Annotated in this window: 26 protein-coding genes; 16 read left to right on the top strand and 10 right to left on the bottom strand. The window is 71.4% G+C overall.

Translation table 11 applies throughout. The features are described from left to right. Nucleotides 1-10: 10 nt before the first annotated feature. From OG737_RS15270 to OG737_RS15260, 3 genes are all read right to left on the bottom strand, one after another. Nucleotides 11-1,696 carry a hypothetical protein gene (locus OG737_RS15270; RefSeq protein WP_328926721.1) on the bottom strand — a complete coding sequence of 562 codons (1,686 nt, stop codon included), beginning with the start codon at nucleotides 1,694-1,696 and terminating at the stop codon, nucleotides 11-13. 93 nt (nucleotides 1,697-1,789) lie between these two features. Next, complete coding sequence (locus OG737_RS15265) at nucleotides 1,790-2,257, bottom strand: hypothetical protein (protein WP_328926720.1); 468 nt, start codon at nucleotides 2,255-2,257, stop codon at nucleotides 1,790-1,792. Further along, the gene (locus OG737_RS15260) at nucleotides 2,254-2,769 is read right to left on the bottom strand and encodes an RNA polymerase sigma factor (RefSeq protein WP_328926719.1); all 516 of its coding nucleotides are present in this window, start codon (nucleotides 2,767-2,769) and stop codon (nucleotides 2,254-2,256) included. Before OG737_RS15260 ends, OG737_RS15265 begins: the two co-directional genes overlap by 4 nt. 505 nt (nucleotides 2,770-3,274) lie before the next feature. On the opposite strand from OG737_RS15260, the gene OG737_RS15255 reads away from it, so the two are divergent. From OG737_RS15255 to OG737_RS15245, 3 genes are all read left to right on the top strand, one after another. Next, on the top strand, nucleotides 3,275-3,478 hold the full coding sequence (locus OG737_RS15255; RefSeq protein WP_030011983.1) for a cold-shock protein: 204 nt from the start codon (nucleotides 3,275-3,277) through the stop codon (nucleotides 3,476-3,478). 159 nt (nucleotides 3,479-3,637) lie between these two features. Further along, the gene (locus tag OG737_RS15250) at nucleotides 3,638-4,018 is read left to right on the top strand and encodes a hypothetical protein (RefSeq protein ID WP_328926718.1); all 381 of its coding nucleotides are present in this window, start codon (nucleotides 3,638-3,640) and stop codon (nucleotides 4,016-4,018) included. A gap of 181 nt (nucleotides 4,019-4,199) precedes the next feature. Further along, complete coding sequence (locus OG737_RS15245) at nucleotides 4,200-5,087, top strand: SigB/SigF/SigG family RNA polymerase sigma factor (protein WP_328926717.1); 888 nt, start codon at nucleotides 4,200-4,202, stop codon at nucleotides 5,085-5,087. On the opposite strand, the gene OG737_RS15240 is transcribed toward OG737_RS15245, so the two are convergent. Next, nucleotides 5,059-5,481 carry an ATP-binding protein gene (locus OG737_RS15240; protein WP_328926716.1) on the bottom strand — a complete coding sequence of 141 codons (423 nt, stop codon included), beginning with the start codon at nucleotides 5,479-5,481 and terminating at the stop codon, nucleotides 5,059-5,061. The genes OG737_RS15245 and OG737_RS15240 overlap by 29 nt on opposite strands. Nucleotides 5,482-5,713: 232 nt before the next feature. Here OG737_RS15240 and OG737_RS15235 point away from each other — a divergent pair, with 232 nt between their 5' ends. After that, nucleotides 5,714-7,102: an aspartate aminotransferase family protein gene (locus tag OG737_RS15235; RefSeq protein WP_328926715.1), complete on the top strand. Its 1,389-nt coding sequence runs from the start codon at nucleotides 5,714-5,716 to the stop codon at nucleotides 7,100-7,102. 232 nt (nucleotides 7,103-7,334) lie between these two features. Beyond that, complete coding sequence (pucL, locus tag OG737_RS15230) at nucleotides 7,335-8,252, top strand: factor-independent urate hydroxylase (protein WP_328926714.1); 918 nt, start codon at nucleotides 7,335-7,337, stop codon at nucleotides 8,250-8,252. Here the strand turns inward: pucL and OG737_RS15225 are convergent. After that, on the bottom strand, nucleotides 8,249-8,692 hold the full coding sequence (locus OG737_RS15225; protein WP_328926713.1) for a histidine phosphatase family protein: 444 nt from the start codon (nucleotides 8,690-8,692) through the stop codon (nucleotides 8,249-8,251). The genes pucL and OG737_RS15225 overlap by 4 nt on opposite strands. Before the next feature lie 189 nt (nucleotides 8,693-8,881). Here OG737_RS15225 and OG737_RS15220 point away from each other — a divergent pair, with 189 nt between their 5' ends. The 6 genes from OG737_RS15220 to OG737_RS15195 all read left to right on the top strand — a co-directional run bounded on the left by OG737_RS15220 (nucleotide 8,882) and on the right by OG737_RS15195 (nucleotide 11,866). Further along, nucleotides 8,882-9,097: a CbtB-domain containing protein gene (locus tag OG737_RS15220; RefSeq protein ID WP_328926712.1), complete on the top strand. Its 216-nt coding sequence runs from the start codon at nucleotides 8,882-8,884 to the stop codon at nucleotides 9,095-9,097. 30 nt (nucleotides 9,098-9,127) lie between these two features. Continuing rightward, a complete protein-coding gene (locus tag OG737_RS15215; protein ID WP_328926711.1) occupies nucleotides 9,128-9,889 on the top strand; it encodes a CbtA family protein in 762 nt (253 codons plus the stop codon). Between the two features lie 21 nt (nucleotides 9,890-9,910). Then, nucleotides 9,911-10,168 carry a hypothetical protein gene (locus tag OG737_RS15210; protein ID WP_328926710.1) on the top strand — a complete coding sequence of 86 codons (258 nt, stop codon included), beginning with the start codon at nucleotides 9,911-9,913 and terminating at the stop codon, nucleotides 10,166-10,168. Nucleotides 10,169-10,487: 319 nt separating this feature from the next. Beyond that, nucleotides 10,488-11,132: a class F sortase gene (locus OG737_RS15205; protein ID WP_328926709.1), complete on the top strand. Its 645-nt coding sequence runs from the start codon at nucleotides 10,488-10,490 to the stop codon at nucleotides 11,130-11,132. A 106-nt stretch (nucleotides 11,133-11,238) separates the two neighbouring features. After that, nucleotides 11,239-11,589 (top strand): hypothetical protein, encoded by a 351-nt coding sequence (locus tag OG737_RS15200; protein ID WP_328926708.1) that lies wholly within the window; start codon nucleotides 11,239-11,241, stop codon nucleotides 11,587-11,589. Nucleotides 11,590-11,692: 103 nt separating this feature from the next. Continuing rightward, the gene (locus OG737_RS15195) at nucleotides 11,693-11,866 is read left to right on the top strand and encodes a hypothetical protein (protein WP_328926707.1); all 174 of its coding nucleotides are present in this window, start codon (nucleotides 11,693-11,695) and stop codon (nucleotides 11,864-11,866) included. 70 nt (nucleotides 11,867-11,936) lie between these two features. Here OG737_RS15195 and OG737_RS15190 read toward each other — a convergent pair whose 3' ends face one another. The 3 genes from OG737_RS15190 to OG737_RS15180 form a co-directional block, all read right to left on the bottom strand. Further along, nucleotides 11,937-12,347 carry a hypothetical protein gene (locus OG737_RS15190; RefSeq protein ID WP_328926706.1) on the bottom strand — a complete coding sequence of 137 codons (411 nt, stop codon included), beginning with the start codon at nucleotides 12,345-12,347 and terminating at the stop codon, nucleotides 11,937-11,939. Nucleotides 12,348-12,417: 70 nt separating this feature from the next. Then, nucleotides 12,418-12,816 (bottom strand): RidA family protein, encoded by a 399-nt coding sequence (locus OG737_RS15185; protein ID WP_328926705.1) that lies wholly within the window; start codon nucleotides 12,814-12,816, stop codon nucleotides 12,418-12,420. Between the two features lie 67 nt (nucleotides 12,817-12,883). Beyond that, nucleotides 12,884-13,366: an Rrf2 family transcriptional regulator gene (locus OG737_RS15180; protein ID WP_328930357.1), complete on the bottom strand. Its 483-nt coding sequence runs from the start codon at nucleotides 13,364-13,366 to the stop codon at nucleotides 12,884-12,886. A gap of 112 nt (nucleotides 13,367-13,478) precedes the next feature. Here OG737_RS15180 and OG737_RS15175 point away from each other — a divergent pair, with 112 nt between their 5' ends. The 4 genes from OG737_RS15175 (at nucleotide 13,479) to OG737_RS15160 (ending at nucleotide 18,440) form a co-directional block, all read left to right on the top strand. Beyond that, nucleotides 13,479-14,306, top strand: coding sequence for a hypothetical protein (locus tag OG737_RS15175; RefSeq protein WP_328926704.1), 828 nt, complete (start codon nucleotides 13,479-13,481; stop codon nucleotides 14,304-14,306). Nucleotides 14,307-14,386: 80 nt separating this feature from the next. After that, nucleotides 14,387-16,378 carry an FUSC family protein gene (locus OG737_RS15170; protein WP_328926703.1) on the top strand — a complete coding sequence of 664 codons (1,992 nt, stop codon included), beginning with the start codon at nucleotides 14,387-14,389 and terminating at the stop codon, nucleotides 16,376-16,378. Between the two features lie 71 nt (nucleotides 16,379-16,449). Then, nucleotides 16,450-17,169: a hypothetical protein gene (locus OG737_RS15165; RefSeq protein ID WP_328926702.1), complete on the top strand. Its 720-nt coding sequence runs from the start codon at nucleotides 16,450-16,452 to the stop codon at nucleotides 17,167-17,169. Beyond that, a complete protein-coding gene (locus tag OG737_RS15160) occupies nucleotides 17,157-18,440 on the top strand; it encodes a HAMP domain-containing sensor histidine kinase (protein ID WP_328930356.1) in 1,284 nt (427 codons plus the stop codon). Before OG737_RS15165 ends, OG737_RS15160 begins: the two co-directional genes overlap by 13 nt. Nucleotides 18,441-18,575: 135 nt before the next feature. Here OG737_RS15160 and OG737_RS15155 read toward each other — a convergent pair whose 3' ends face one another. Then, the gene (locus OG737_RS15155; protein WP_328926701.1) at nucleotides 18,576-20,675 is read right to left on the bottom strand and encodes a PhoX family phosphatase; all 2,100 of its coding nucleotides are present in this window, start codon (nucleotides 20,673-20,675) and stop codon (nucleotides 18,576-18,578) included. Nucleotides 20,676-20,969: 294 nt separating this feature from the next. Here OG737_RS15155 and OG737_RS15150 point away from each other — a divergent pair, with 294 nt between their 5' ends. Next, nucleotides 20,970-22,547 (top strand): VWA domain-containing protein, encoded by a 1,578-nt coding sequence (locus tag OG737_RS15150; protein ID WP_328926700.1) that lies wholly within the window; start codon nucleotides 20,970-20,972, stop codon nucleotides 22,545-22,547. A 55-nt stretch (nucleotides 22,548-22,602) separates the two neighbouring features. Here OG737_RS15150 and aspS read toward each other — a convergent pair whose 3' ends face one another. Beyond that, nucleotides 22,603-24,420, bottom strand: coding sequence for an aspartate--tRNA ligase (gene aspS / locus OG737_RS15145; RefSeq protein WP_328926699.1), 1,818 nt, complete (start codon nucleotides 24,418-24,420; stop codon nucleotides 22,603-22,605). Nucleotides 24,421-24,505 lie beyond the last annotated feature (85 nt).

Below are 24,505 nucleotides of genomic sequence, written 5' to 3'. Positions count from 1 at the left end.
CGGACCGCGGTTACTTGGTGTCGTAGAAGCCGAAGACGTCGACGACGAGGTCGATGTCGTCCCAGCCCCGGTTCCAGAAGTCGACGATGCCGTTGGCCCCGGTGCTCGCCTGGACCAGGTTCGGGACGGTCTTGCCCGTCGTCCAGTTCAGGTTGGAGGAGTTGGGCGGCGTCGGCCAGGTCTCCGTCCCGTTCTGGTACTGGCCGGACGTGTTCGGGTCCGGGGCGACCGTGAGGTACCCGCCGCCCCGGGTGTTGGTGACCGTGGTGTTCAGCACGAAGCCCGAGATGCTGGGTTCGTCGTCGGAGAACGGCACGTAGATGTAGCTCTGGCCTTCCAGCGGCCCGTACACCGGGCTGGCGGGGTCACGGGTGTCGACCAGGCGCTGCGGCGCCAGCGGCATGTAGGCGCCCTTGCTGTCGAGGCTGTAGTAGCCGACGACGTCGACGACCACGTCGGTCCCGGCCCAGGCCCCGTTGCGGACACTGATCTTGCCGTCGGGGCCGACGGGCACGATCACCGAGTTGGCGATGGTCTGGCCGGCGGTGAAGTTCACGCTGGAGGTGGACGGAGCCGCCTGCCCGCTCGGGAAGACGGTCAGGTGGCCGTCCTCCTTCGGGTTGGTGACGGTCACGTTGAGCGCGACGGCCTTGACGTCCTGGGGGACGCCGCGCAGGCCGCTCATCTGCGTGCTGAAGGTCGCCTGGCCGGCGACCTGGCCCTTCGCGGTGCCGAGGCCGTCGCGGGTGTCGACGAAGCGGGTCGGCGCCATCGGGGTGTAGCCGCTGGACGCGGTCCGGGTGAAGTAGCCGGTGACGTCCGCGAGCAGGTCGACCGACTCCCAGCCGGCGTTGTACAGCTCGACGTAGCCGTCCAGGCTGACCGGCACGATCACCAGGTTCGGGACCGTCTGGCCGGCCGAGAAGTTGACGTTCGACGAGGTCGGCCGGTCGGCGCCCTTGGCGTAGGCGGTGATGTGCCCGCCGCTGGTGGTGTTGGTGACGGTGACGTTGAGGACGACGGCGGTGACGTTGTCCGGGATCGAGCCGCTGCCCTCGACCTTGACGCGGGTCGTGCCGTACGCGGGCACCTTGCCCTTCGGCGCGCCGATGCCCGACCGGGTGTCCAGGAGGCGGGTCGGGGCGTACGGGGTGAAGTCGGAGCCCGGCGTGGTGATGTAGAGATCGTTCTCGGCGGTGATGTTGTTCGCGGCGTCGGCCACGGTGACCTTGATCGCGTACTCGCCGACCTCGGCGTACATGTGCGGCGTGGTCAGCACGGTGGAGCCGGCGGCGTCGGCCGTGTCCGTGGTCCCGTCGCCCCAGGCGATGGTGACCTTGAGCGAGGCGGCCTCGCTCGTGATGGTGGACTTCAGCTCCAGCCCGTGCGCACTGCTGGTCTTGGCGCCCAGGGCGACCGCGAGGTTGGGGTTGGCCTGGGCGGTACCCACGGTCAGCGGGGCGGCGGCCGCCTTGTTCTGCGGGGCGGACAGCGTCTTTCGGACCGTACGGTCCGCGGGGCTGGTGAACGTCTTGAAGTTGGGCGCCGCGGCGTCGTCGAGGTTGACGTCCGGAGTGCTCATTCCGGGCGCACCAGCCGTACCGGACGCGGCGGGATCCGCCTGGGCCATGCCCGGTATGAGACCGACGCCGGCCGCGATGAAGGCGGCGGAGAGAACGAGTCGGCGGTTGCGCACCGAACCCCCATTTGTGATGTTTTTGAACACGCTCAGGACAGAATCCCGCACAGAGTACAGCGCCCCGGAGCGGCCTCCACGGAGGGTGCCCGTTCACGGTTCCAGCTGGTCAGAGAGGCGTCCCAGCGCCCTCGCGGCCAGCGGCGCCATCAGCGGGCGCAGCACCCGGTCGGCCGGCCCGATGCCGGGCAGGCGCAGGCCGCCGAAGAAGGCGAAGCGGGTCCCGTCCCCCTCCGGCACGGCGGCCATGCCGCCGACCACGAACCGGCTCTGCATGAGGCACCAGCCCGGCCGCAGCACGACGTCGAAACGCGCCCGCATGCCGAGCGGGCTGCGGGCCCGGGCTTCGAGGCGTTCACCGGCGGCCGAGGTCACCGTGAAGGAGCTGATGTCGGTGATGAGCCGGGGCAGCTGGTCCTCCAGATCCGAGGCGAGGTCCCAGACCCGGTCGAAGGGCGCGGCGAGGAGGTGTTCGGCGAAGCCGGCGCCCGGAGTGGTGCGGGCGATCACCCGCAGCCTGCGGACGGCGTCGAGTTCGGCGACCGGCCAGGAGTCGTTCAACGTTCCCACGCCTTCCGGAAGTTGCGGCGGGCCCGGAAGAGCCGGGTCCGCACGGTGGGTTCGGGCACCCCGAGCAGAGCGCTGACCGCGTGCTCGTCCAGCCCTTCGAGGTCGCGCAGGACCAGTACGGCGCGGTGCGCCGGGGAGAGCCGTTCCAGCACGTCGCGCACGTCGGCCGAGAGCTGTGGATCGCCGCGCGCCGGAACCTCGTCGAGCGGGTCGGCCACGGTCCGCGCGCCGGCCCGGGCCATGCGCACCGCCTCCCGTACGGCGATCACGCGCACCCAGCCGAACAGCGCGGCCGGCTCCCGCAGCCGCCCGATGTTCCGGAAGACCGCGATCAGCGCCTCCTGTGTGGCGTCCGGCCCGTCCTGCAGCGCGATCGGCCCGCACAGCCGCCCGACGTACGGGGTCAGCAGGTCGAGCAGTTCCTGGACGGCCATCCGGTCGCCGCGCTGGGCGGACCGGACGAGCGCCGACAGCCCCTCCTCGGTCGCCCCCGGGATCCTCATGACTTCCTCCTCGACCGCGTCTCGAACGGGAAGAGGCCGCGAACCCTCCGAACATTCCATGTGACCCGCATCACAAGGGGGTTGGGGCCGGACATGCGGGGCAGCCTGCCGGATCGTCGCGCCGGAGGACCGGCCCGAAGAAACCCTCCGGCCGAACGACGGGATGCGCCGCGGACACGAAAAGCCTGAGGCCGCCGGCAGCGTTCATATGATTTCCGTGCGCAAATACCTGTTACCACCGGTGCAGAATTACGACTACGCGCAGGGAGGTTTAAGAACCGCGCCCACCCCGAATGGCTGACATTCCCACGCCCTGACCTTCGCCCTGTGCTACGGTGACGCCAGTTGCAGTTGTGGTTCCCAAAAACTTACAAGTGCTCTCACCGGATTTTTCGGGCGGGCGCTTTTTTTATTTACCGGTTGAGTTTCCGGTCGGGGCAATCATCTCGGCGACTCCGGCGCTCGCACAGTGCGATCCCGGGCATTGCCCCAAAGGAGATTCACTATGGCATCTGGCACCGTGAAGTGGTTCAACGCGGAAAAGGGTTTTGGCTTCATCGAGCAGGAGGGTGGCGGCGCTGACGTGTTCGCCCACTACTCGAACATCGCCTCCTCCGGCTTCCGTGAGCTTCAGGAAGGCCAGAAGGTTACCTTCGACGTCACGCAGGGCCAGAAGGGCCCGCAGGCCGAGAACATCGTTCCCGCCTAATCGCTGACGCATACGAGCTGGGGCCCGCACCTCGGGGTGCGGGCCCCAGCTCGTTGCATTTTCCCCATCTTTGCTTCGACACGCTCTCGCGAATCCCCCCACCGGGAACTCCTCGATACACGCCGGCCAGGGCCTGAACGCTTGCTAGAGTCCGTGCCCATGTCGATCCCTGATGACCTGCTCATCGATCTCGCCGCCATGGTCGAGTCGGAGCAAACCAATCAGATGTCCCTCACCGTCGTGATCAACGGCGCCGTCATCACCGGCCGCCTCGCCCCCGAGAGCGTCTGGCGTCAGCGCGTCGCCGAGGTCCTCCAGGACTCCGACCAGCTGGCGCCGTTCGCCAAGGTCTTCAGAACCTCCGGACAGACCGGCCCCACCGGCCCGGCCGCCGCCGGGCCGCCCTCGCACCTGCACTTCCACGTGGCGCGCATCCTCCAGGGCACCCTGGGCATCCCCGAAACCGGCGGCATGTACCGGATCGCGCTCGCGGACGTCAGTGCCTGGACCGTCGGGGACTTCAGCTACTCGGACAAATAGCGGTCCGCGGCTGTTCCGGCTGTTCCGGCTGTTCCGGCTGTACGGCGAGGCGGTGGGCCGAGCCGATGAGCGAGGACACGGGGGGTACGGGATAATTCGTAGGGGTATATCCCCTGGGACAGCGCAACGACGTACCCCGGGCACTCCACCCGGGGTCCACCCGTCGGAGGAGCGCAGCGCCATGCACCGTACAGACCTCACAGACGTCTCGACAGACGAGGCCAGGGCCCTGTCCGTGTCCCTGTTCCGGAGAATGGCCGAGCTGGAGGAAGGCGGCGCGGAGTACTCGTACGTCCGCAACACCCTCGTCGAGCTGAACCTCAGCCTCGTGAAGTACGCCGCCCGCCGGTTCCGCGGGCGGAGCGAGCCGATGGAGGACATCGTCCAGGTCGGCACGATCGGCCTGATCAAGGCCATCAACCGCTTCGACCCGGAGCGCGGGGTGGAATTCACCTCGTTCGCGATGCCGACGATCACCGGGGAGATCAAGCGGTTCTTCCGGGACACCAGCTGGGCCGTCAAGGTCCCGCGGCGGCTCCAGGAACTGCGCATCGATTCGGCCAAGGCGCACGACGTCCTGGAGCAGGAGCTCGGCCGCGAACCCACGGACACCGAGCTCGCCGGGCACCTGCACGTGCCGCCCGAGGAGCTGTCGGAGGGCCGCAAGGCCGCGTCCGCGTACTCCGCGCGCTCCCTGGACGCGCCGCTCCAGGAGGACGGCGACCACGACGGCGGCGCCGACCGGCCCTCGCTCGGCGAGGAGGAGGCGGCGTACGACCGCATCGAGTGCCTGGAGTCCCTCAAGCCGATCCTCGCCGGCCTGCCCGAGCGCGAGCGCGTCCTGCTCTCGCTGCGCTTCGGGCAGGAACTGACGCAGTCCGAGATCGGCGACCGGCTGGGGCTGTCCCAGATGCACGTCTCCCGCCTGCTGGCCCGCACCCTGGAGCGGCTGCGCACCGGGCTGCTCACCGACGAGCCCGACGAAGCGCCGGAAGGGCCGGAAGCGGCCGGGCTGCCGGCGGGGGCGGGCGGGGTCGGCGTTACGGCTGCGGAGCCCGCGGTGCGCTGACCGGTACCTCCAGCCAGACGGTCTTGCCCGGCCGTCCGTCGGCCGACGGCTCCCAGCCCCAGCCTCGCGAGAGCCGTTCCAGCACGATCAGCCCGTGCCCTCCCGGCAGCGCGCGGTCGCGGGGCGGCCGCCGCCGCGGCGGCTCGGAACTGTCGTCACTGACCTCGACGCGCAGCACCTCGGGGGTGTGCCGAAGGACCAGTTCGCGCGGGCCGCCGCCGTGCAGGCAGGCATTGGTGACCACCTCGGAGACCAGCAGCAGCACGTCCTCGACGGCGTCGGTCCCGGCCGGCCACTGCCAGTCGGCCAGCGCCCGGCGGGTGAAGTCCCGGCACCGGCCCACGACACCGGCCGTGGCGCCTCCCAGGACCAGCCTCCGCGTCTGCTCGGCCACAGGGCCTCCCGTCTCCGCGCGCGCCGCTCAGCGCCGCACCTACCCCTACCCCGGGCCGCCAATCCTAGGGCTGCGACCGTCACCCACTCCGCCACAGATTTCGCATCTCGGAAATCAGATTCCACAATGCGGTAAATTGAGATCCACTCCGCGGCGGTCGCCCCATCGTCCGAGTCCGCCCGCCCATCGGACACGGCCGCCGTTCCGCATCGTGGACAACTACTCTCGTTTTATGAACGCAGAAGCCGGTGCCCTCGCCGCCGCGGAAGACCGCGCGGTGCGAGACGCAGTGAAAGACGCAGTGAAGGAAGCCGACCGGAAGCACGTCTTCCATTCGTGGTCGGCGCAGGAGCTCATCGACCCGCTCGCCGTCGCCGGGGCCGAGGGCTCGTACTTCTGGGACTACGACGGCAACCGCTTCCTCGACTTCTCCAGCGCCCTCGTCTACACGAACATCGGCCACCAGCACCCCAAGGTCGCCGCGGCCATCCAGGAGCAGGCGGCCAAGCTGTGCACGGTCGCCCCCGGCTTCGCCGTCGACGTCCGCTCCGAGGCGGCCCGGCTGATCGCCGAGCGCACTCCCGGCGACCTGGACAAGATCTTCTTCACCAATGCCGGGGCCGAGGCCGTCGAGAACGCCGTCCGCATGGCCCGGCTGCACACCGGCCGGCCCAAGGTGCTCTCCGCGTACCGCTCGTACCACGGCGCCACCTCCACCGCGATCAACCTGACCGGTGACGCGCGGCGCTTCGGCAACGACACCGCCACCGCCGGTGTCGTGCACTTCTGGGGCCCCTTCGCCTACCGCTCGCCCTTCTACGCGACCACCGAGGCCGAGGAGTGCGAGCGCGCCCTGCGCCACCTCGAGGACACGATCGTCTTCGAGGGTCCGCAGTCCATCGCCGCGATCATCCTGGAGACCGTCGGCGGCGCCCCGGGCGTGCTCGTCCACCCGGACGGCTACCTGGCCGGGGTCCGCGCGCTCTGCGACCGCTTCGGCATCGTCTTCATCCTCGACGAGATCATGGTCGGCTTCGGCCGGACCGGTAAGTGGTTCGCCTCCGAGCACTGGGACGTGCGCCCCGACCTGCTCTGCTTCGCCAAGGGCGTCACCAGCGGCTACGTACCCCTCGGCGGGGTCGCCATCTCGGCCGCCATCGCCGAGACCTTCGCCCGCCGGCCCTACCCGGGCGGGCTGACGTACTCCGGGCACGTGCTGGCCTGCGCGGCCGCCGTCGCCACGATCAACGTCATGGAGGAGGAGGGCATCGTCGAGCAGTCCGCCCGTACCGGCGCCGAGCTGCTCGGGCCCGGGCTGCGCGAGCTCGCCGAGCGGCACCCCTCGGTCGGTGAGGTCCGCGGGCTCGGCACCTTCTGGGCGCTGGAGCTCGTACGGGACGCGGCGACGCGGGAGCCGCTGGTTCCGTACAACGCCTCGGGCGCCGACAACGCGCCCATGGCGGAGTTCGGGGCGGCCCTGAAGAAGGGCGGCCTGTGGCCGCTGCTCGCGGGGAACCGCATCCACGTCGCGCCGCCGTGCAACATCTCGCCGAAGGACGTCGCCAAGGGCCTGGCGATCCTCGACGAGGCCCTGTCGGTCGCCGACGCGCACACGGTCTGACCTGCTCAGACATACGGTCGCCCAATCCGTGGGTGCGGCTCTCGGAGGATCCGCGGCATTACGAACAGCACGTGAACGTGCTGAAATCCGAAAGAGCACCTACGGACCGGGATGCACGTCAGTCCCGGGGCGGTCCTGCGTGACCGAACGGCGGGGAGCGGTCCGACCGCTGGACGCCGGGCGTACGGGATCCCGCCAGCCGGACTCCGTGTACCCGTAAGGAAGTCAGCCCATGAGCAAGCACGTCCTGGCCCAGAACCAGTACGGCAAGGCCGAGAACCGCATCGTCAAGGTCACCCGCAAGGGCGCCGAAGGTTCGTGGCACGAGATCCGCGACCTCAACGTCTCGGTCGCGCTCCGCGGTGAGTTCCGGGACGTCCACCTGACCGGCGACAACGCCAACTGCCTGCCGACCGACACCACCAAGAACACGGTGTACGCCTTCGGCAAGGAGCACGGCATCGACTCCCCCGAGGCCTTCGGCATCCTGCTCGCCAAGCACTTCGTCTCCTCGCAGGAGCCCATCCGCGAGGCGCAGATCCGCATCGAGGAGTACGCGTGGGACCGCATCCCGGTCCCGACGCGCAAGGAGCAGCATTCCTTCGTCCGCAAGGGCCAGGAGGTGCGCACCGCGCAGATCACCTACAGCGAGACGACGGGCCTGCAGGTCATCTCGGGTCTGAAGGACCTGACGGTGATGAACTCGACCAACTCCGAGTTCCACGGCTACATCAAGGACAAGTACACGACCCTCCAGGAGGCGTACGACCGCATCCTGGCGACCAAGGTCACCGCGCGCTGGGCGCACTCGGCGCTGGCCGCCGACGACGCCGGGTACGACTGGGACCAGTCGTACAAGAAGGTCCGCAAGAACATGCTGGAAGCCTTCGCGGAGACGTACTCGTACTCGCTGCAGCAGACCCTGAACCAGATGGCCGAGCGGGTGCTCGACAACTGCCCCAAGGTCAACGAGGTGCGCCTGAACCTCCCCAACAAGCACCACTTCCTCGTCGACCTGGAGCCCTTCGGCCTCAAGAACGACAACGAGGTCTACTTCGCGGCGGACCGGATGTACGGCCTGATCGAGGGCACCGTCCACCGCGACGGCGTGCAGCCGGTCATCGCGACCTCCGACTGGATCGTCGCCTAGGCCTCCTCGGGCTCCGGGTACCGGTTCCCGATGCGCAGATTCCACCGCCCCGCGCGCCCACTGAGTTCGGTGAGCGTGCCGGGTCGTGCGTCCAGCCGCCAGAACGTGTGCGGCGGCAGCTCCAGCGCGTGCACGACGGCCGCCCGGACGAAGGCCTGATCGGCGGTGACCCGGTGGGTGCCGGGCGCGAGGCCGGTCAGCCAGCTTCCGGCGCGGGCGACGAGCGCCTCGACGGACTCGCCGCCGGGCGGGGCGTACGCGGGGTCCGTGAGCCAGCCGTGCACCGCGGCCGGGTCCTCGGCGGCCACTTCGTCCAGGGTCCGGCCGGCCCACTGCCCGGTTTCCAGGGCGTACGGCCCGCCGTGGCCGAAGCGGTGCTGCCGCATCGAGGCGTCAAGCGCCGGGGTAACCAGGTGAACTCGTACCGACTGGGGGTTCATAAAGGGAGCGTAAGCGCGGTACGGTCTCGGACGACATAACTACATGACGACGGTACGACGGAAGCACGGTGAAAATCCGGCACGGTCGCGCCACTGTGAATCCTCCCCGCAAGGGAGGCAAGTCAGACCCGCCGCCGTCGTCGCGAGCACCACTGACCGGGACGCGTGTTCCCTCTGGAGGTACCTGCCATGGCCGCTCACACCGCCGTGCCCACGACGGCTCCCGCCGTCGCCCCGATTTCGCTCTCCGCGCTCGCTCCCTGGGCCGCCTTCGTCGCCGTCCTCATGCTCGTCCTGCTGTACTTCGTCGGCATCGAACAGGGCGCCACCGCGGTCTTCCAGGGCGAGACCATCCACGAATGGCTGCACGACGGCCGCCACCTGCTCGGCTTCCCCTGCCACTGATCTCCTCGCCGCAAGGGAACCCGGACACAGATGAACTCTCTCTCCCCCCGCGTCCTTCTCGTCAGAGGCATGCTCGCCGGCCTGCTGGCCGGCGTCGCCGCCTTCCTCGTCGCGTACCTCCTCGGTGAGTCCAAGGTGGACGCGGCCATCGCCATCGAGGAGGCCGGCCACCTCGCGGCCGGCCACGACCACGGCGCCGAGGAGGCCCCGGTCAGCCGGGCCCTCCAGGCCACGGCCGGCCTCGGCACCGGTGTCCTGCTGTACGGGGTCGCGCTCGGCGGCATCGCCGCGCTCGTCTTCTGCTTCGCGCTGGGCCGCATCGGCCGCTTCGGCCCGCGGGCCACGGCCGCACTGGTCACCGGCGGGCTGTTCGTCACCATCACACTGGTGCCGTTCTTCAAGTACCCCGCCAATCCGCCGGCCGTCGGCGACCCCGAGACGGCTGCCCGGCGGACCGCCCTCTACCTGCTCATGATCGCTCTGAGCGCGCTGCTTGCGGCGGGCGCGCTGATCCTGGGCCGACGGCTCGCCCCGAAGCTCGGCAACTGGAACGCGTCGGCCCTGGCGGGCGCGTTCTTCGTCCTCGCCGTCGGGATCTCGTACGCCTTCCTGCCCGGCATCAACGAGGTTCCGGCCGACTTCCCGGCCGCGCTGATCTGGAACTTCCGCCTCGCGTCCCTGGCCATCCAGGCGGCACTGTGGACGACTTTCGGCCTCGCCTTCGGTTTTCTAGCCGAACGGGCCCTTGTGCCGGGCGCCGCACCCAAGGAGGCTGTGCAGCCGACGAGTTGACCATGAGGGGGCCGGTAGTACATGCCGTACGTGCCGACGGCGGTGAGACAGTGGCGAGGCTGGACGGGCGCCGCCCCGTTCTGGCTGAACTCGCTCCTGCTGCTCCTGGCCCCCTTCACCGCCGTCACTCTGTTCGGCCAGATCGGCGTGATCGCGGCCCTGGCCGCGCTGGGCGGCCTGGCCCGGCACCTCTGGTTCGGCGACTACGGCCACCCGGCCGTCCACCTCGCCGCCATCCTGATGGGCGCGACGACGGCGACGATGGTCGCGGTGTGCTGACGACGGCCGCATGAGCTGCGCCGCCCACGCCGTCTTCGCCGCGCGGCGCCGTACCGAGAAGCGGGAACGGCACCGGCTGGAGGGGCCGTAGGGCCTGGCGCGCAGACCCGTGAGCTCACCCGTTCGGACGTATGGTCCCGCGCCCTCCGAAGCGGGTGGCCGTACCGGCCGTCAGCTGCGAAGACGCCGGAATCCCGATGCGACACACCCGTGACGTCCTGTCAGTCTCCCGTGTTTCACCACGTGCTGACGGGCAGAGGAGGTGTCCACTGCTCACATGACCCGGCCGCCCCGGCCGGACAGGAGGAGAGGGATTCCCATGCCCCGCGCCAAGTGGGTCGTCGCCGCCCTGACGGTGGTTCTGCTGTCCACCGGCATCAGCGTCCTGCAGCGCACCGAGGGTGCCGCTCCCTCGGCCGCGGCCACCGACGACGCGCTGCCCTCGCGGGCGTTGGGGCTGTCCGACCACCGGCGTCTCGCCCGGCAGCGGGAACATTCCGGCGAGCACACCCCCGGCCAGGGCGCGCGCTCGCCGAGGACGGCCCCCGGCCCGCTGCGGCCGGTCACCGGGCCCATGCGGCCCGCGCGGCCGGTGCGCTTGCGCGTCCCGAGCCTGGACATCGACGTGCCGCTGGCCTTGGCGCGCGAGGGGCGTGAGAGTCATGAGGGGCTTGAGGGACATGAGGGTCGCGAGGAAGCCGCCTGGGACGCCGCCGGTCCACCGCCGGGCTCGGCCGGCACCGCGGTGATCACCGGGTCGGGCCTGGACCTGGCCGGACTCCAGCGGGGCCGGACCGTCGAGATCTCCCGCGCGGACGGGCGTACGGCCGTGTTCACCGTCATCCGGATCTCACCCGGTGAGGCCACGGGCCACGAGGACCGGGCCGGACGGGCCCAACTGCGCCTGATCGGCGGCGAAACCGCCGTACTGGCCCGGCTGACGGGACAGCGGCGCGGCCGCTGACCCGCCCTCGCGAGCCGTCATCCGTGGGGGGTGACTTCGTCCTCCGGTCGGGGGCTTCTGCGCACCCGGACGGGAGCCGCCCGGTGTGGCGGGGCACACCCCCCGCATGAGCGGGAGGCGGCGCACGCGTGCGGCACTGACCCGGGCCCTGACAGCGGCCTGTGTCGTGCTGCTGTGCGTGTTCGGCGCCGGTCCGGCCGCCGCGACGGTCGCCGAGTCCCAGCCCTCCTCCGCCGCGCCCGCCGAACCCTCCGAAGGACAGTCGGATCCGGCCGCCGACCCCGAGGTACGTGCCGCCGTACGGTGGCTGCCGCGCGGGGTGCCGGGCCTGCGCCGGACACCGCTGCCGTTGTTTCACGTGAAACACGGGGACCGGCCCGCGCCCGCACCGGGCCCGGAGAGGACCGAGCCGGCGCAGGCCCCGCCGACGGTGCGGAGTGTGGTCCTGCGCTGCTGAGCCGGCCCGTGCCCCGGGGTCCCGCCCGAATCGACCCGGCCCGGCCCCGGCCCCGGCAGCAGCGCAGTCCCCCCACACCCCTTGAGCACCGTGAGGTTCCGCCATGCCCATCGACCCGTACACCGCCCTGAACGCCATGCTCCGCGCCGAGGCCGCCCGCTTCACCCCGCCGGTACGCCAGAGCGATCCGGCCGCGCCGCTGAAGTCGCCGGCCGCCGCCGAGTCCGAGAGCACGAGCGAGCCGCAGCACACGACCGCGCCGGACTCGGCCGCGTAGGAGCCCGCCGCAGACACGGAAGAACCGCCCGGCCGAAAGGACGGCCGGGCGGTACGGGCAGGAGCTGGGGCTAGGGCTCCCGTGTGTAGTAGCGGTAGAACGCCGCCAAGCCGATGCCCATGCCGGAGAAGAGGCCGATGACGGTGGAGGTGAACACGCTCGCACCCGTGAGGCTGTGCAGGTAGCCCACGGCGATGCCCGCGAAGGCTCCGTACGCGGAGGCGTGGATCTCGCGCATGAGGCGGGGACCTACGCGGTTGAGTCCGAACATGCAGCCGGCGAAGATCGCGCCGCACAGGATGCCGTAGAAGACGTTGCCCGCGTCCACCGGGCCCGTGTCGCGCTTGATGAAGGCGGCCCAGACTCCGTAGACGAGTCCGAGGAGCAGGGCGCGGATGAGGGCGTTCCGTGCGGAGTGGTCCGTGACCGCCGACTGGCGGTAGGGCTGCCGCCGGAAGGCGGTGGGTGCCGCATGTGCCATGACGGGCTCCTCTCTCCCATCCTCCAGGGCACACCCGCGGACCCGGACCGGCAAGTGGATCACGGCCCCCTCAGGAGGGGCGCACCGCCACGGCGTCGATCTCGAAGAGCATGCCGGGCAGGGCGAGGGCAGCCACCCCTGTCAAGGTCTGCGCGGGCAGCTCGGTGCCCCAGGTGGCGTGCAGCTCCTTGAGAAGGACCTCCAGCTTCCGCTGGTCGTGGCCGACGATGTACGTACCGATGCGGACGACGTCGGCAGGGCCGAGCCCGACGGCGGCCAGGGCGGTCCGGAGGTTGGCGAAGGCCTGCGCGACCTGGTCGGCGAAGTCCTCGGAGACGACGTGGCCGTTCTCGTCGGAGCCGTACTGGCCCGCCATGAAGACCTGCTCTCCGGGGGCGGAGACGATGTGGCTGTAGCCGTAGCCGGTCGGGGTGTGGAGACCTGCCGGGTTGATGATGCTGCGCGTCATGCCGAGCTCCCTGGTTCCGTATCCGTACGTACGTATGTGTGGTGCGACTGCCGCACGTCTGAGGGGCCTACTGCGCGGCGAGCCAGGCTCGGAGCCGCTGCGGGGCCTCGGGGGCCTGCCGTTCGGCCTGCTGCCGGATCTCGTCGAGGTCCTGCGCGGCCAGGGCCCTGCGCCAGGCCAGGTCGGCCCGGGCCATGGCGTGCGCGACGGCACACTCCGCGGCGTCCGCGTCACGACCGGCCGCCGGTCCGGCGCCCGGGCCCTGCTGCCGGATCTCCGCGCACCTGAAGGCCTCTTCGGGCCCCTCGACGGCGGCGACCACGTCCATGAGCGTGATGGCGGCGAGCGGGCGGGCCAGCCGGAAGCCCCCGCGGGGGCCGGGTGCGGAGGTGAGGATGCCCGCCCGGGCCAGCGCCTGGAGCTGCTTGTTCAGGTAGGCCGCGGGCAGGTCGTGCCACGCGGCGAGCCGCGCCGCCGACACGGCTCGCTCCGGGCCGCTCCACGCCAGGTTGACGCAGCTGTGCAGCGCCCACTCGACGCCCTCACTCATCTTCATAATCTGGATATTAGATATCCAGATTAAAACCCGCAAGGGTGATACCCGCACCCGCCCGCAGCAACAAGGCTCGCGCCGGTGCCCCGCCCCGGCATTCCCTGGTGACGTGCGCACCATCCTGTCGGCGGTCCTCATCGTGCTCGCGGCCCTCCTCGTGCCCGCGAGCGCCGTCGCGTACTGGGCCGACCGCGAGCTGGGCGACGCCGACCGCTACACCGCCGCCATGTCCCCGCTCGCCGCGGCCCCCGCCGTACAGGGCGTCGTCGTCACCCAGGCCGGCCGCGCCCTCTCCGGGCAGATCGACGCGGGCCCCTTCCAGGGCGACCTGGACGCCCTGCTCGGCGAGGCCCTGAGCTCCTTCTCCGGCACCCCGGCCTACCGCACCGCCTGGGACGCGGCCAACCGCGCCGCCCACGCCGCCTTCTTCAAGGCGCTCACCACCGACCACGGCAACGCCGTCACCATCGACCTCGCGCCCGTCATCGCGCAGGTCAAAGAGGAACTCGTCGCCGACGGGGTGCCCTTCGCCGACCGCATTCCGCAGACCCACGTCTCCGTGAAGGTCATGGAGTACGACAACCTCGGCGCTCTCCGGAGGGGATTCGGCATGCTCCAGATCGCCGGCATCTGGCTTCCCGTACTGACCGTGGTCCTGGCCGCGACGGCCGTCGCGGTCGCCGTCCGCCGCCGACGCGCCGTCATCGCCACCGGACTCGGGCTCGCGGGCGGTGCCGTCCTCCTGCGGATCGCCGTGGACCTGTGCCGGCGGCTCACCCTGGACGACCTGCCGGGCGACATCGACCGGTCGGCCGCCGGGGCCGTGTACGACGCGCTCACCGTGTTCCTGCGCACCAGCTCCTGGGTCGTCCTGGCGATCGGGGTCACCGCCGCGCTGGGCGCCTGGCTGACGGGCCGACTGCGCCGCACCCCATAAGCTCGGAAGGTACCAACGTACGCAGAACGACGCAGAAGAGCCCAGAAGAACCGATTCGCGAGCGGCGGCACGGAAGCGGAATGAGCACCGAACGCACCGAACACATACCGTCCGGGCGAGACCGGCACCGCCCGCCGGCTCCACCCGGCTGGCTGCTGAACGGACTGCGGCCGAGCACCGCACCGATCCCCTGGGCCGCCGTGGTGCGCGCGGCGGTCGCGCTGTCCGTCCCGCTCGCCGTGGGATTCGCCCTGGACGAGCCCGAGTACGGCGCGCTCGTCTCCATGGGCGCCCTCGCCGGAGTCATCGGCGACACCGCCGACGCCTACCGGATGCGGATCCTGAACATCGCCGTACCCCAGCTCTTCGGCGCCGTGGGCGTGGCACTGGGCACCCTGGTCTTCGGACACGGCTGGGTGGCCGTCGGCGTCCTCACCCTCATCGCCCTCGTCTCCGGGATGATCTCCTCGATCGGCACGGTCGCCTCCGTGTCCGGACTGCTGCTCCTGCTCAACGCCGTGATCGGGGCCGGCCTGCCGCTGCCGCAGCCCTGGTGGACGGCGCCCCTGCTGATGAGCGCGGGCGGACTGTTCGTCCTCGCCCTGACCCTGCTGGGCTGGCCGCTGCGCGGCCGTCAGCCGGAGCGCGCCGCGGTCGCCGCCACCTACCGGGCCCTGGCCGACACCCTGGAGGCCGCCGGCGGCCCCGACTACACGGAGCACCGCCAGCAGCTCACCCAGGCCCTGAACCAGGCCTACGACCTGGTTCTGGGCCGACGGGCCCGGGTCCACGGGCGCAGCCCCTCGCTGGTGCGGCTGCTGGCCCAGCTCAATGTGGTGATCCCGCTGGTGGAGGCCGCGCCCGCCGCACACCTGCGCGGCCGGCCGCTGCCGCCCGAGATCCCTGCGGCCGTACGGGACCTGGCGGCCGCCGTCGAGGAAGGGCGCACGGGAAGCCCCGTACTGGAGCTGCCCGCCCCGCACACGCCGGCCGAGCGGGCCGTCGATTCGGCCCTGCGGCACGCGGCGACCCACGTGTTCCTCGCCGAACCGGACCCCTACGTCCTCGACGACCGGCTCGGCCGGCCCGCCGCCCTGCGGGTCCGGGCCCGGCACGCGGTGCGCGACATGATGCTGTCCAGGGCCTCCTGGCGGTACGGGCTGCGGCTCGCGCTGTGCATCGGGCTCGCGCAGTCCCTCGTCTCGCTCATCGAGGTAGAGCGCTCCTACTGGGTCGCGCTGACCGTCACCTTCGTCCTCAAGCCCGACTTCGGCTCGGTGTTCTCCCGGGCCGTGCTGCGCGCGCTGGGCACGGCGCTGGGGCTGGTCATCGCGGCGGCCGTGCTGGCCGAGGTACCGCGCGGCTGGTGGGACGTACCGGTGATGATGGTCCTGGCCGCCCTGATCCCCGCCTTCTCCGCGAAGGGTTACGCCTTCCAGACCGCGGCGATCACGCCGGTCATCCTCCTCCTCTCGGACCTGCTCAACCACCAGGGCTTCGACCTGATCCGCCCCCGGCTGGTGGACAGCCTGATCGGCTGCGCCATCGTCCTCGTCGCCGGCTACCTGCTGTGGCCCGAGAGCTGGCACACGCGCATCGGCGACCGGCTCGCCCACACCGTGGACGACGCCGCCCGGTACGTGGAGCGGGCGTTCGGCGCCCAACCGCCGACGGAGGCGGGCCTGCGGGCGGCCCGCACGGCCCGCCTCCAGGCACGGCGCCGGATCTACCGCGACCTGTCGGACGTGCGCAGCGAGTTCCAGCGGGCGCTGACCGAACCGCCCCCGACGGGAGCGCGGGCCGCCGCGTGGTGGCCCCTGGTCGTCGCCGTCGAACGCATCGTGGACGCGACCACCGCCGCCCGCGTCCGCGTCGACCACGGCGCACGCCCACCGGAGCCGGCCGAGGTCGACGGAATCACCCGCCGGATCCGCGCCCTGGCCGAGGCCGTCCGCAGCACCACAACCCCGGTCCGCTCCGAACCGGAACCCACGGACGACGAGTCGAGCGTCCTGTCCCCGCTCCACCAGGAACTGGCGGCAGCGCGCGCCATCACCGACCCGGGCGGCTGACCCGGCTCCCTCCCGGCCCCGGATGGCCCAGTGGCCGGGCCGAACGCACCCCGGCGGGAGAGCATCGGTACATGCACCGCGCGCTGGCCGCCATACCGGTCCTCGCCGCTGTTCTGGCGGCGACGGCCGGGTGCGCCGACGTGGAGGGTCTGCAGAGCGACGGTGACCTCGGCGCGGTGCACGCCCCCCGCACCCTGTGGCAGGACATCCACCCCGACCCGCCCGACCCCGGGCAGCAGCCGGGCACGGCCGCCCTGGTGCCCGGGCTCCCCAAGGTCCCGGACGAGAGAAAGGGCATGCGCGGCGTCGACGCGCTCGCCGTCGTACGCGCCGACATCACCGCCGCCACCACCCAGGACGGCGGCACGGGCCGCCTCGTCGACCCCCGGGCGGTACAGCGGCTCGCGCTCTGCACACAGGCTGTGGACGGCGGCCCCGACTGCCCGGTGCGCCCGGGCGTCCTGCACGACCTGACGGGCGACGGCAAGGACGAGCTGATCACCGCCCTGGACGTCGACGGCCGCGTCAGCGAGCTGCGCGTCTACACCGCCCGCGACGACGGCTCCGTCGCCCGGGTCCTGGCCCGGCGCGGGGTGCTGGAGGGAGTGGAGGTGGCCGCCGAGCACCTGGCGGTACGCGAGCCCACGTCGAACCCGAAGTACGTCGCCGTCTCCGACTACGTCTGGGACCCGGGCGCCGGGCTGATGAACCTGACGCAGCTCACCCTCGACGAGTGCCCGACGCTCACGGAGATACCGCTGAGCGGGGGCAGATCGCGATGCGCGCGCTGAGCAGCCTGCGCTGGAAGATCGCCCTCACCACCACCATGGTGTGCTGCATGGTCGCCGCCGCACTGGGGATCCTGGTGCACAACGTGGTCGCCCGGCAGATCGTCGGGGAGGTCCGCAAGGAGGCGGACGGGGATCTGGACCACGCCCTCGGCCACTACGAGTACGGCACCGCGCACGGCGACGTGAACGCCACCCTGGACCCGCCCGACCTGCCGGAGCGACTGCGTGAGCTGGTCGCCCGCGGGGACACCGGAAGCATGGTCGGCGAGCACGGGGCCAAGCCCGTCATGTGGGCCGCCGCACCCGCCGACAACCATGCCCTCGCGGTCTGGATCCCGTACGAGAACACCCGCGTCCGGCTGCGGGACATCGACACGGCGATCCTCGCCTCCTCGGTGCTCGCGGCCGGGGTGGTCGCGCTGGCCGGCCTGTTCCTCGCCGACCGGATCAGCCGGCGGCTCACGACCACGGCCGCCGTGGCCCGCCGGATCAGCGCCGGGGACCTGGACGCCCGGGTGGACTTCCCGGCCGGCGGGGACGCCCGTGCGAAGGACGGCGGAGACGGTCCGCGGCCGGCCCGCTCCCGGGACGAGGTACGGGACGTGGCACACGCGCTGGACTCGATGGCCGGGTCGCTCCAGGACCGGCTGGAGGCGGAGAAGCGCTTCACGGCGGATGTCGCGCACGAACTGCGCACTCCGCTCACGGGTTCGCTGGCCGCGGCGGCACTGCTTCCGGAGGGCCGCCCCAAGGAGATGATCAACGACCGGCTCAAGGCCCTGCACCTGCTCACCGAGGACCTGCTGGAGATCTCCCGGCTGGACTCCGGCGTCGAACAGGCCGAGCTCGCCCGGGTGGAGCTGGGCCGGGCGGTGCGGCGGGCCGTCGCCGCGACCGGCCTGGACGCCTCCGTACGGGTGCTCCGGGACACGGTGGTGCTCACCGACCGGCGCCGCCTGGACCGGATCCTGGCCAACCTGCTGGTCAACTCCCACAGGCACGGCGGGCCGCCGGTCGAGGTGACCGTGGAGGGCCCGGTGGTGGTGGTCCGCGACCACGGGCCCGGCTATCCGCCCGAGCTGATCGAGCAGGGCCCGCAGCGGTTCCGCACCGGGGACCCGGGGCGCGGCCGGGGCCACGGGCTGGGGCTGACGATCGTGGCAGGCCAGGCCGCGGTCCTGGAGATCACGCTCGGCTTCTCCAACGCCCCTGACGGGGGCGCGGTGACCACGCTCCGGCTTCCCGTCGGGCGACTGCCGGACGGGAATTGACCAGAGCGAAAGCAAGCGCGGGGGCATGAACGACGGCATGCACGAGGGGATGTTTCACTGGGGGTACCTCCCAGCGTTAGCTGGGGGAGAAACATCCCCTCGCGCTGCCTCAACCGGGCGTGCTCATCGGCTGGGTCAGACGCCGATGTTCTTGCCGTCCTTGCGCCAGACGGACACGACCGCCGGGCGGACGATCTTGCCGGGGCCGTCGGGCCACACCGACTGGGGCTTCTCGACGGACGCGCCGTCGATCTCGCCCGGGTGCTGGACGGCGACCAGGACGCGCTTGTCCTGGACCAGCGGGCCGCAGGTCTCGGCGCCGCGGGGGACGGTCAGGAACTGCTTCAGCTCACCGCGGCGCTCACCGGCGGTGGCGACACCGAACAGGCCGTCGTGGGAGCCGAGCTGGTTGCCGTCCGTGGAGATCCACAGGTTGCCGTGCGGGTCGAAGGTCACGTTGTCCGGGCAGGAGATCGGGCTGACCTTCTCCTTCGGGAAGCCCGCGAAGAACGTGGCCGGGTCCTTCGGGTCACCGGCGACCAGGAACAGGCGCCAGGCGAAGCCGTCGCCGGCCGGGTCGTCGAAGTTCTCGGCGAGCTCCAGGATCTGGCCGTGCTTGTTCAGGTTGCGCGGGTTGGCCTCGTCCGCACCGGCCTTGCCGGCCTTGCCGCGGTCGGTGTTGTTGGTGAGGACGACGTACACGCGGCCAGTGCGCGGCGAGGGCTCGATGTCCTCGGGGCGGTCCATCTTGGTGGCGCCCACCTTGTCACCGGCCTGGCGCGTGAAGACGGCCACCTCTTCGGCGGTCATGCCCTCGACGTGCGAGACGTTGCCGGACGGGGAGGAGGTGAGGAGTTTGATCCACACGCCGGAGCCGTCGAACTGGCCGTCGGAGGGGAGCTTGCCGGTGCCATCGATCTCGGCGGCCGGGGAGTCGCCGGTCAGCTTGGCGACGTACAGGGTGCCCTCGTCGAGCAGCGTGAGGTTGTGCTCCTTCGCCGCGCGCGAGTTGCCCTTCTTCATCTGCTTCGACGAGACGAACTTGTAGAAGTAGTCGAAGCGCTCGTCGTCGCCCATGTAGACGACCGGGCGGCCGTCCTCGGTCAGGCGGGGCTGGGCGCCCTCGTGCTTGAAGCGGCCCAGCGCGGTGCGCTTGCGCGGGGTGGAGTTCGGGTCGTACGGGTCGAGCTCGACGACCCAGCCGAAGCGGTGCGACTCGTTGGGCTCCTGGAGCACGTCGAAACGCTTGTCGAAGCGCTCCCACTTGCGCTCGGTGGCGCCGGTGGAGACGCCGTAGCGCTTCAGGCGGGCGGCCTGGGTCGCGTCGGTGACCTGGCCGGCGTTGGCGAAGTACTGGTTGAAGTTCTCCTCGCCGTGCAGCGTGGTGCCCCACGGGGTGGTGCCGCCGGAGCAGTTGTTGAGCGTGCCGAGGACCTTGGTGCCGGTCGCGTCGACGGAGGTCTTCACCAGGGCGCTGCCCGCGGCCGGGCCGGTGAGCTTGAACTCGCTGGTCGCGGTGAGGCGGCGGTTGAGCTGGTGGCGGGTGACCGCGGTCAGCTTGCCGCTGCGGTGGTCCTCCTGGACGACGACGATGCCGAGGCCGTGCGCGGCCCAGGCGATCTCGACCTGCTCGCGGGTCGGGTTGGCCGGGTCGTAGCCCTTGAACATGAGGTTCTCGTCGGTGTACTCGTGGTTGGCCACGAGCAGCTGCTGGCGCTCGTAGTCGCCACCGAGCGGGAGCAGCGAGAGGAAGTCGTTGTTGTAGCCGAACTGACCGGCCTGGGCTGCGGCGGTCTGCTTGTCGGCGTTGAACCCCGGGGCGCCCTTGACGATGGGCTCGCCCCAGCGGATGACCACGTTCTGCTCGTAGCCCTCGGGGACGGTGACCCGGTCGTCGGTGTTCGGCGCGACAGGCTTGAAGCGCAGACCACGGGCGGCCTCGCCGCTCTTGGAGGCGCCGGCGGCCTCGGCCTCGCCGGCGGGCGCGGCGCTGGCGCTCTGGCCGGGGCCGCTGAGGGCGACGGCGGTACCGGCGGCGGTGGCGACGGTCACGACGGCGGCGGTACGCAGCATCGAGCGGCGGGAGTACGCGCGGGCTATGACATCGCCGACGTACTCGTTGTCGCTGGTGTTCGGCACCTCGTGGAAGCAGGCGTCGCCACAGCGGTAGCGGCAGGTGAGAGCGGAACGGCCGCTCCCATGCGGGTTGCCGATGAGCGGCAGGAGCTTGCGCACGAGTGTCCTCCGAGTAGCTGCGTGGGCGCCGACAACATGTCGGAACAATCCAGCGGTGACGCTAGGCGGGAGTTGCGCCGAAGCGGCGGCGCGGGGATGAACGATCGGTGAACCCGGCGCGTCGGAGCGGGAGTTCGGGACGGGAGTGAATGCGTCCGGAAGTCGGACACCACGAAAGGTGCCCCTCCCGAAGATCCAGCCGGGCGGCCGATAACCTTACGTGTCCACTCTGGGCAGGGATCATCCGCACAGCACGGACAAATGACGCACGCACTCATGCGAAAGGCCTGGCCCATGGGTATTCGGAGCTTGTTGCGCAAGGTGTTCGGACGGTCGGCGGAACCCGTTCCGGAGACTTCGGACGCCCCCTCGGCGAACCTCCCGAGCCAGACGGAACGCACCCCGTTGGACGTGGCGGCCGAGCTGGTCGCCGCGTCCTTCGACAACCCCACCGTTCCGCCGCAGTCCGCACCGCGGGACCGGGAGCCGGGTACGGTCCTCACGGCCCCGGCTCCGGACCCGTCCCCCGCGTCCGCACCGCCTGCGGAAGCCACGGTCCCGGAGGCCCGCCGCCCCATGCCTCCGGCGGTTCAGCAGGAGCCCACCGAGCCGGTGGCGCCCGAAGCGGAAGCCGAGCCGGTCGCGGCCGAGCCCGAGGCCGCCGCCCCCGAAGCGGAGCCGGTGGCCGCGGAGGCCGACGTACCGGCGCAAGCGCCGGAGACGGACCCCGAGCCCGAGGCCGAGCACGTTGAGATCGTGGCCGAGGTCGTGGCCGAGGCCGAGGTCGAGGCCGAGCCCGAGACCGCCCCGGAGCCGCTAGCCGCCGAGGCCGCCGCCCCCGAGGCCGAGCCCGTTGAGGCAGAGGTCAAGGTCGAGGCCGAGCCCGAGGCCGCCGCGCCGGAAGCGCAGCCCGAGGTCGAGGCGGAGCCCGAGACCACCCCGGAGCCGGTAGCCGCCGAGGCCGCCGCCCCCGAGGCGGAACCCGAGGTCGAGGCCGAGCCCGAGACCACCCCGGAGCCGGTAGCCGCCGAGGCCGCCGCCCCCGAGGCGGAGCCCGAGGCCGAGGTTGAGGTCGAGGTCACCGCCGAGGTCGAACCCCTCGCCGTCGAGGCCGAGGCCGAGCCCGAGGTCGAGCCCCTGGTCGCCGCCCCCGAGGTCGTGGCCGAGCCCGAGCCGGCCGCCGAGGCCGAGGCCGTCGAGGCCGAGGAGGCGGGGCCCGCGCACGGTGCGGCCGCGGTGCGCAAGCGGGCTCCCGGGGTATCCGGGGCCTACAAGGCTGCCGGGCAGGTGCTCCGGGGCAAGGGCAAGGCCGGGGCGCGCGCCAAGGTGTACCTCGTCCTGGACCGGTCCGGATCGATGCGCGGGTTCTACAAGGACGGCAGCGCCCAGCACCTCGCCGACCACGCCCTCGCCCTGGCCGCGCACCTCGACGACGAGGCCACCGTCCACACGGTGTTCTTCTCCACGGAGCTGGACGGCACCGCCGACCTCGCCCTCGACAGCCACGACGAGGGCTGGGTCGAGGCCCGCCACGCCGAGCTCGGCCGGATGGGCCGCACCAGCTACCACGTCGCCGTCGAGGCCGTCGTCGAGCACTACCGGAAGGACGGCGGCGAAGGCCCGGCCCTCGTCGTCTTCCAGACGGACGGCGCCCCCGACAACCGGCAGCCCGCCAAGGCGGCCCTGACCGAGGCGGCCGCCACCGCCCCCGGCATCCACTGGCAGTTCGTCGCCTTCGGCGACCACGACGCGAAGGCCTTCGACTTCCTGCGCAAGCTGGACGCCGAGAACGCCGGCTTCTTCCACGCCGGCCCCGCCCCGGCCGAGCTGACCTCCGCCGCGCTGGTCAAGGGCCTGCTCCAGAGCTTCTGAGCCGAAGCGAAGGGCCCGGGATCCATCGGATCCCGGGCCCTTGCTCATGCCTCGGTCAGCGCGCGGCGTCCGGGTGGACGGCCTCGGCGATCGGCTTGGCCTCCGCCGGCTTCGTCTCCACCGGCCCCCGCAGCGCGATGTTCAGCTCACGCAGGCGGGTCTCCTCCAGGACGGTGGGCGCGCCCATCATCAGGTCCTGCGCGTTGCCGTTCAGCGGGAAGGCGATGGTCTCGCGGATGTTCGGCTCGTCGGCCAGCAGCATCACGATGCGGTCCACGCCCGGGGCGATGCCACCGTGCGGCGGGGCGCCGAGACGGAAGGCGCGCAGCATGCCGGCGAACTCGCGCTCGACGGTCTCGGCCTCGTAGCCCGCGATCTCGAAGGCCTTCAGCATGACCTCGGGCTCGTGGTTGCGGATGGCGCCGGAGGACAGCTCGATGCCGTTGCAGACGATGTCGTACTGCCACGCCAGGATGTCGAGCGGGTCCTTCTCCTCCAGGTCCTTCATGCCGCCCTGCGGCATGGAGAAGGGGTTGTGGGAGAAGTCGATCTTCCCGGTGTCCTCGTCCTTCTCGTACATCGGGAAGTCGACGATCCAGCAGAAGCGGAAGACGTTCTCCTCGAACTGGCCGGCGCGCTTGGCGGCCTCGACCCGGACCGGGCCCATGATCTTGGAGACCTCGTCGAAGTCGCCCGCGCCGAAGAACACGGCGTGGCCGGGGACCAGGCCCAGGCGCTCGGTGAGGACCTTGACGTTCTCCTCGGTGAGGAACTTGGCGATCGGGCCGGTGAGGGCGTTCTCCTCGCCGACGCGGACCCAGGCCAGGCCCTTCGCGCCCAGGGAGACCGCGTAGTCGCCGAGGCCGTCGAAGAACTTGCGCGGCTGGTCGCCGGTGTCCGGGACGGCCAGCGCGCGCACGTGCTTGCCGGCGAACGCCTTGAACTCCGAGCCCTCGAACACGTCGGAGATGTCGACGAGCTCCAGCTTGGCGCGCAGGTCGGGCTTGTCGTTGCCGTACTTCAGCATCGACTCGCGGAACGGGATCCGCGGGAAGGGGGAGGTGACCTCGCGGCCGTTGCCGAACTCGGTGAAGAGCTCGGTCATCAGGCGCTCGATCGGCTGGAAGACGTCCTCCTGCTCGACGAAGGACATCTCGACGTCGAGCTGGTAGAACTCGCCCGGCGAGCGGTCGGCGCGGGCATCCTCGTCGCGGAAGCAGGGCGCGATCTGGAAGTACCGGTCGAAGCCCGAGATCATCAGCAGCTGCTTGAACTGCTGCGGGGCCTGCGGCAGGGCGTAGAACTTGCCCGGGTTCAGGCGGGACGGGACCACGAAGTCACGGGCGCCCTCGGGGGAGGTCGCGGTGAGGATCGGGGTCGCCATCTCGTTGAAGCCGAGGGCCACCATCTTGTGCCGGATGGCCGCGATGACGGCCGAGCGCAGCATGATGTTGCGGTGCATGCGCTCGCGGCGCAGGTCGAGGAAGCGGTACTCCAGGCGCCGCTCCTCGTTCACACCGTCGTCGGTGTTGATGGTGAAGGGCAGCGGGGCGGCCGCGCCGAGCACCTCGACCTCGGAGACCTCGATCTCGATCTCGCCGGTGGGCAGCTCGGGGTTGACGTTGTCCGCGCCACGGGAGACGACCTTGCCGTCGATACGGACGACGGTCTCCTTGGTGACGCTGCTCAGCGCCTCGTTCGCGGCGGTGCCGGGACGGGCCACGAGCTGCGTGATGCCGTAGTGGTCACGCAGATCGATGAAGAGGATGCCGCCCAGGTCTCGACGGTTGTGCAGCCAGCCGCTCAGCCGGACGTCGGCGTTGACGTCAGAGGCGCGGAGCTCGCCGCAGGTGTGGGACCTGTACCGATGCATCAGTCATCCAGTTCTTCGCGATACCAGGGTGGATTCAACCGTCACAAGGTTACCGTCCGGGCGGCGGCCGGGTCGGGCACGCCCG

The sequence above is a fragment of the Streptomyces sp. NBC_00122 genome (assembly GCF_045160845.1).
In the GTDB taxonomy this organism is placed as follows: domain Bacteria; phylum Actinomycetota; class Actinomycetes; order Streptomycetales; family Streptomycetaceae; genus Streptomyces.
This window is presented reverse-complemented; position numbering and strand designations above follow the sequence as displayed.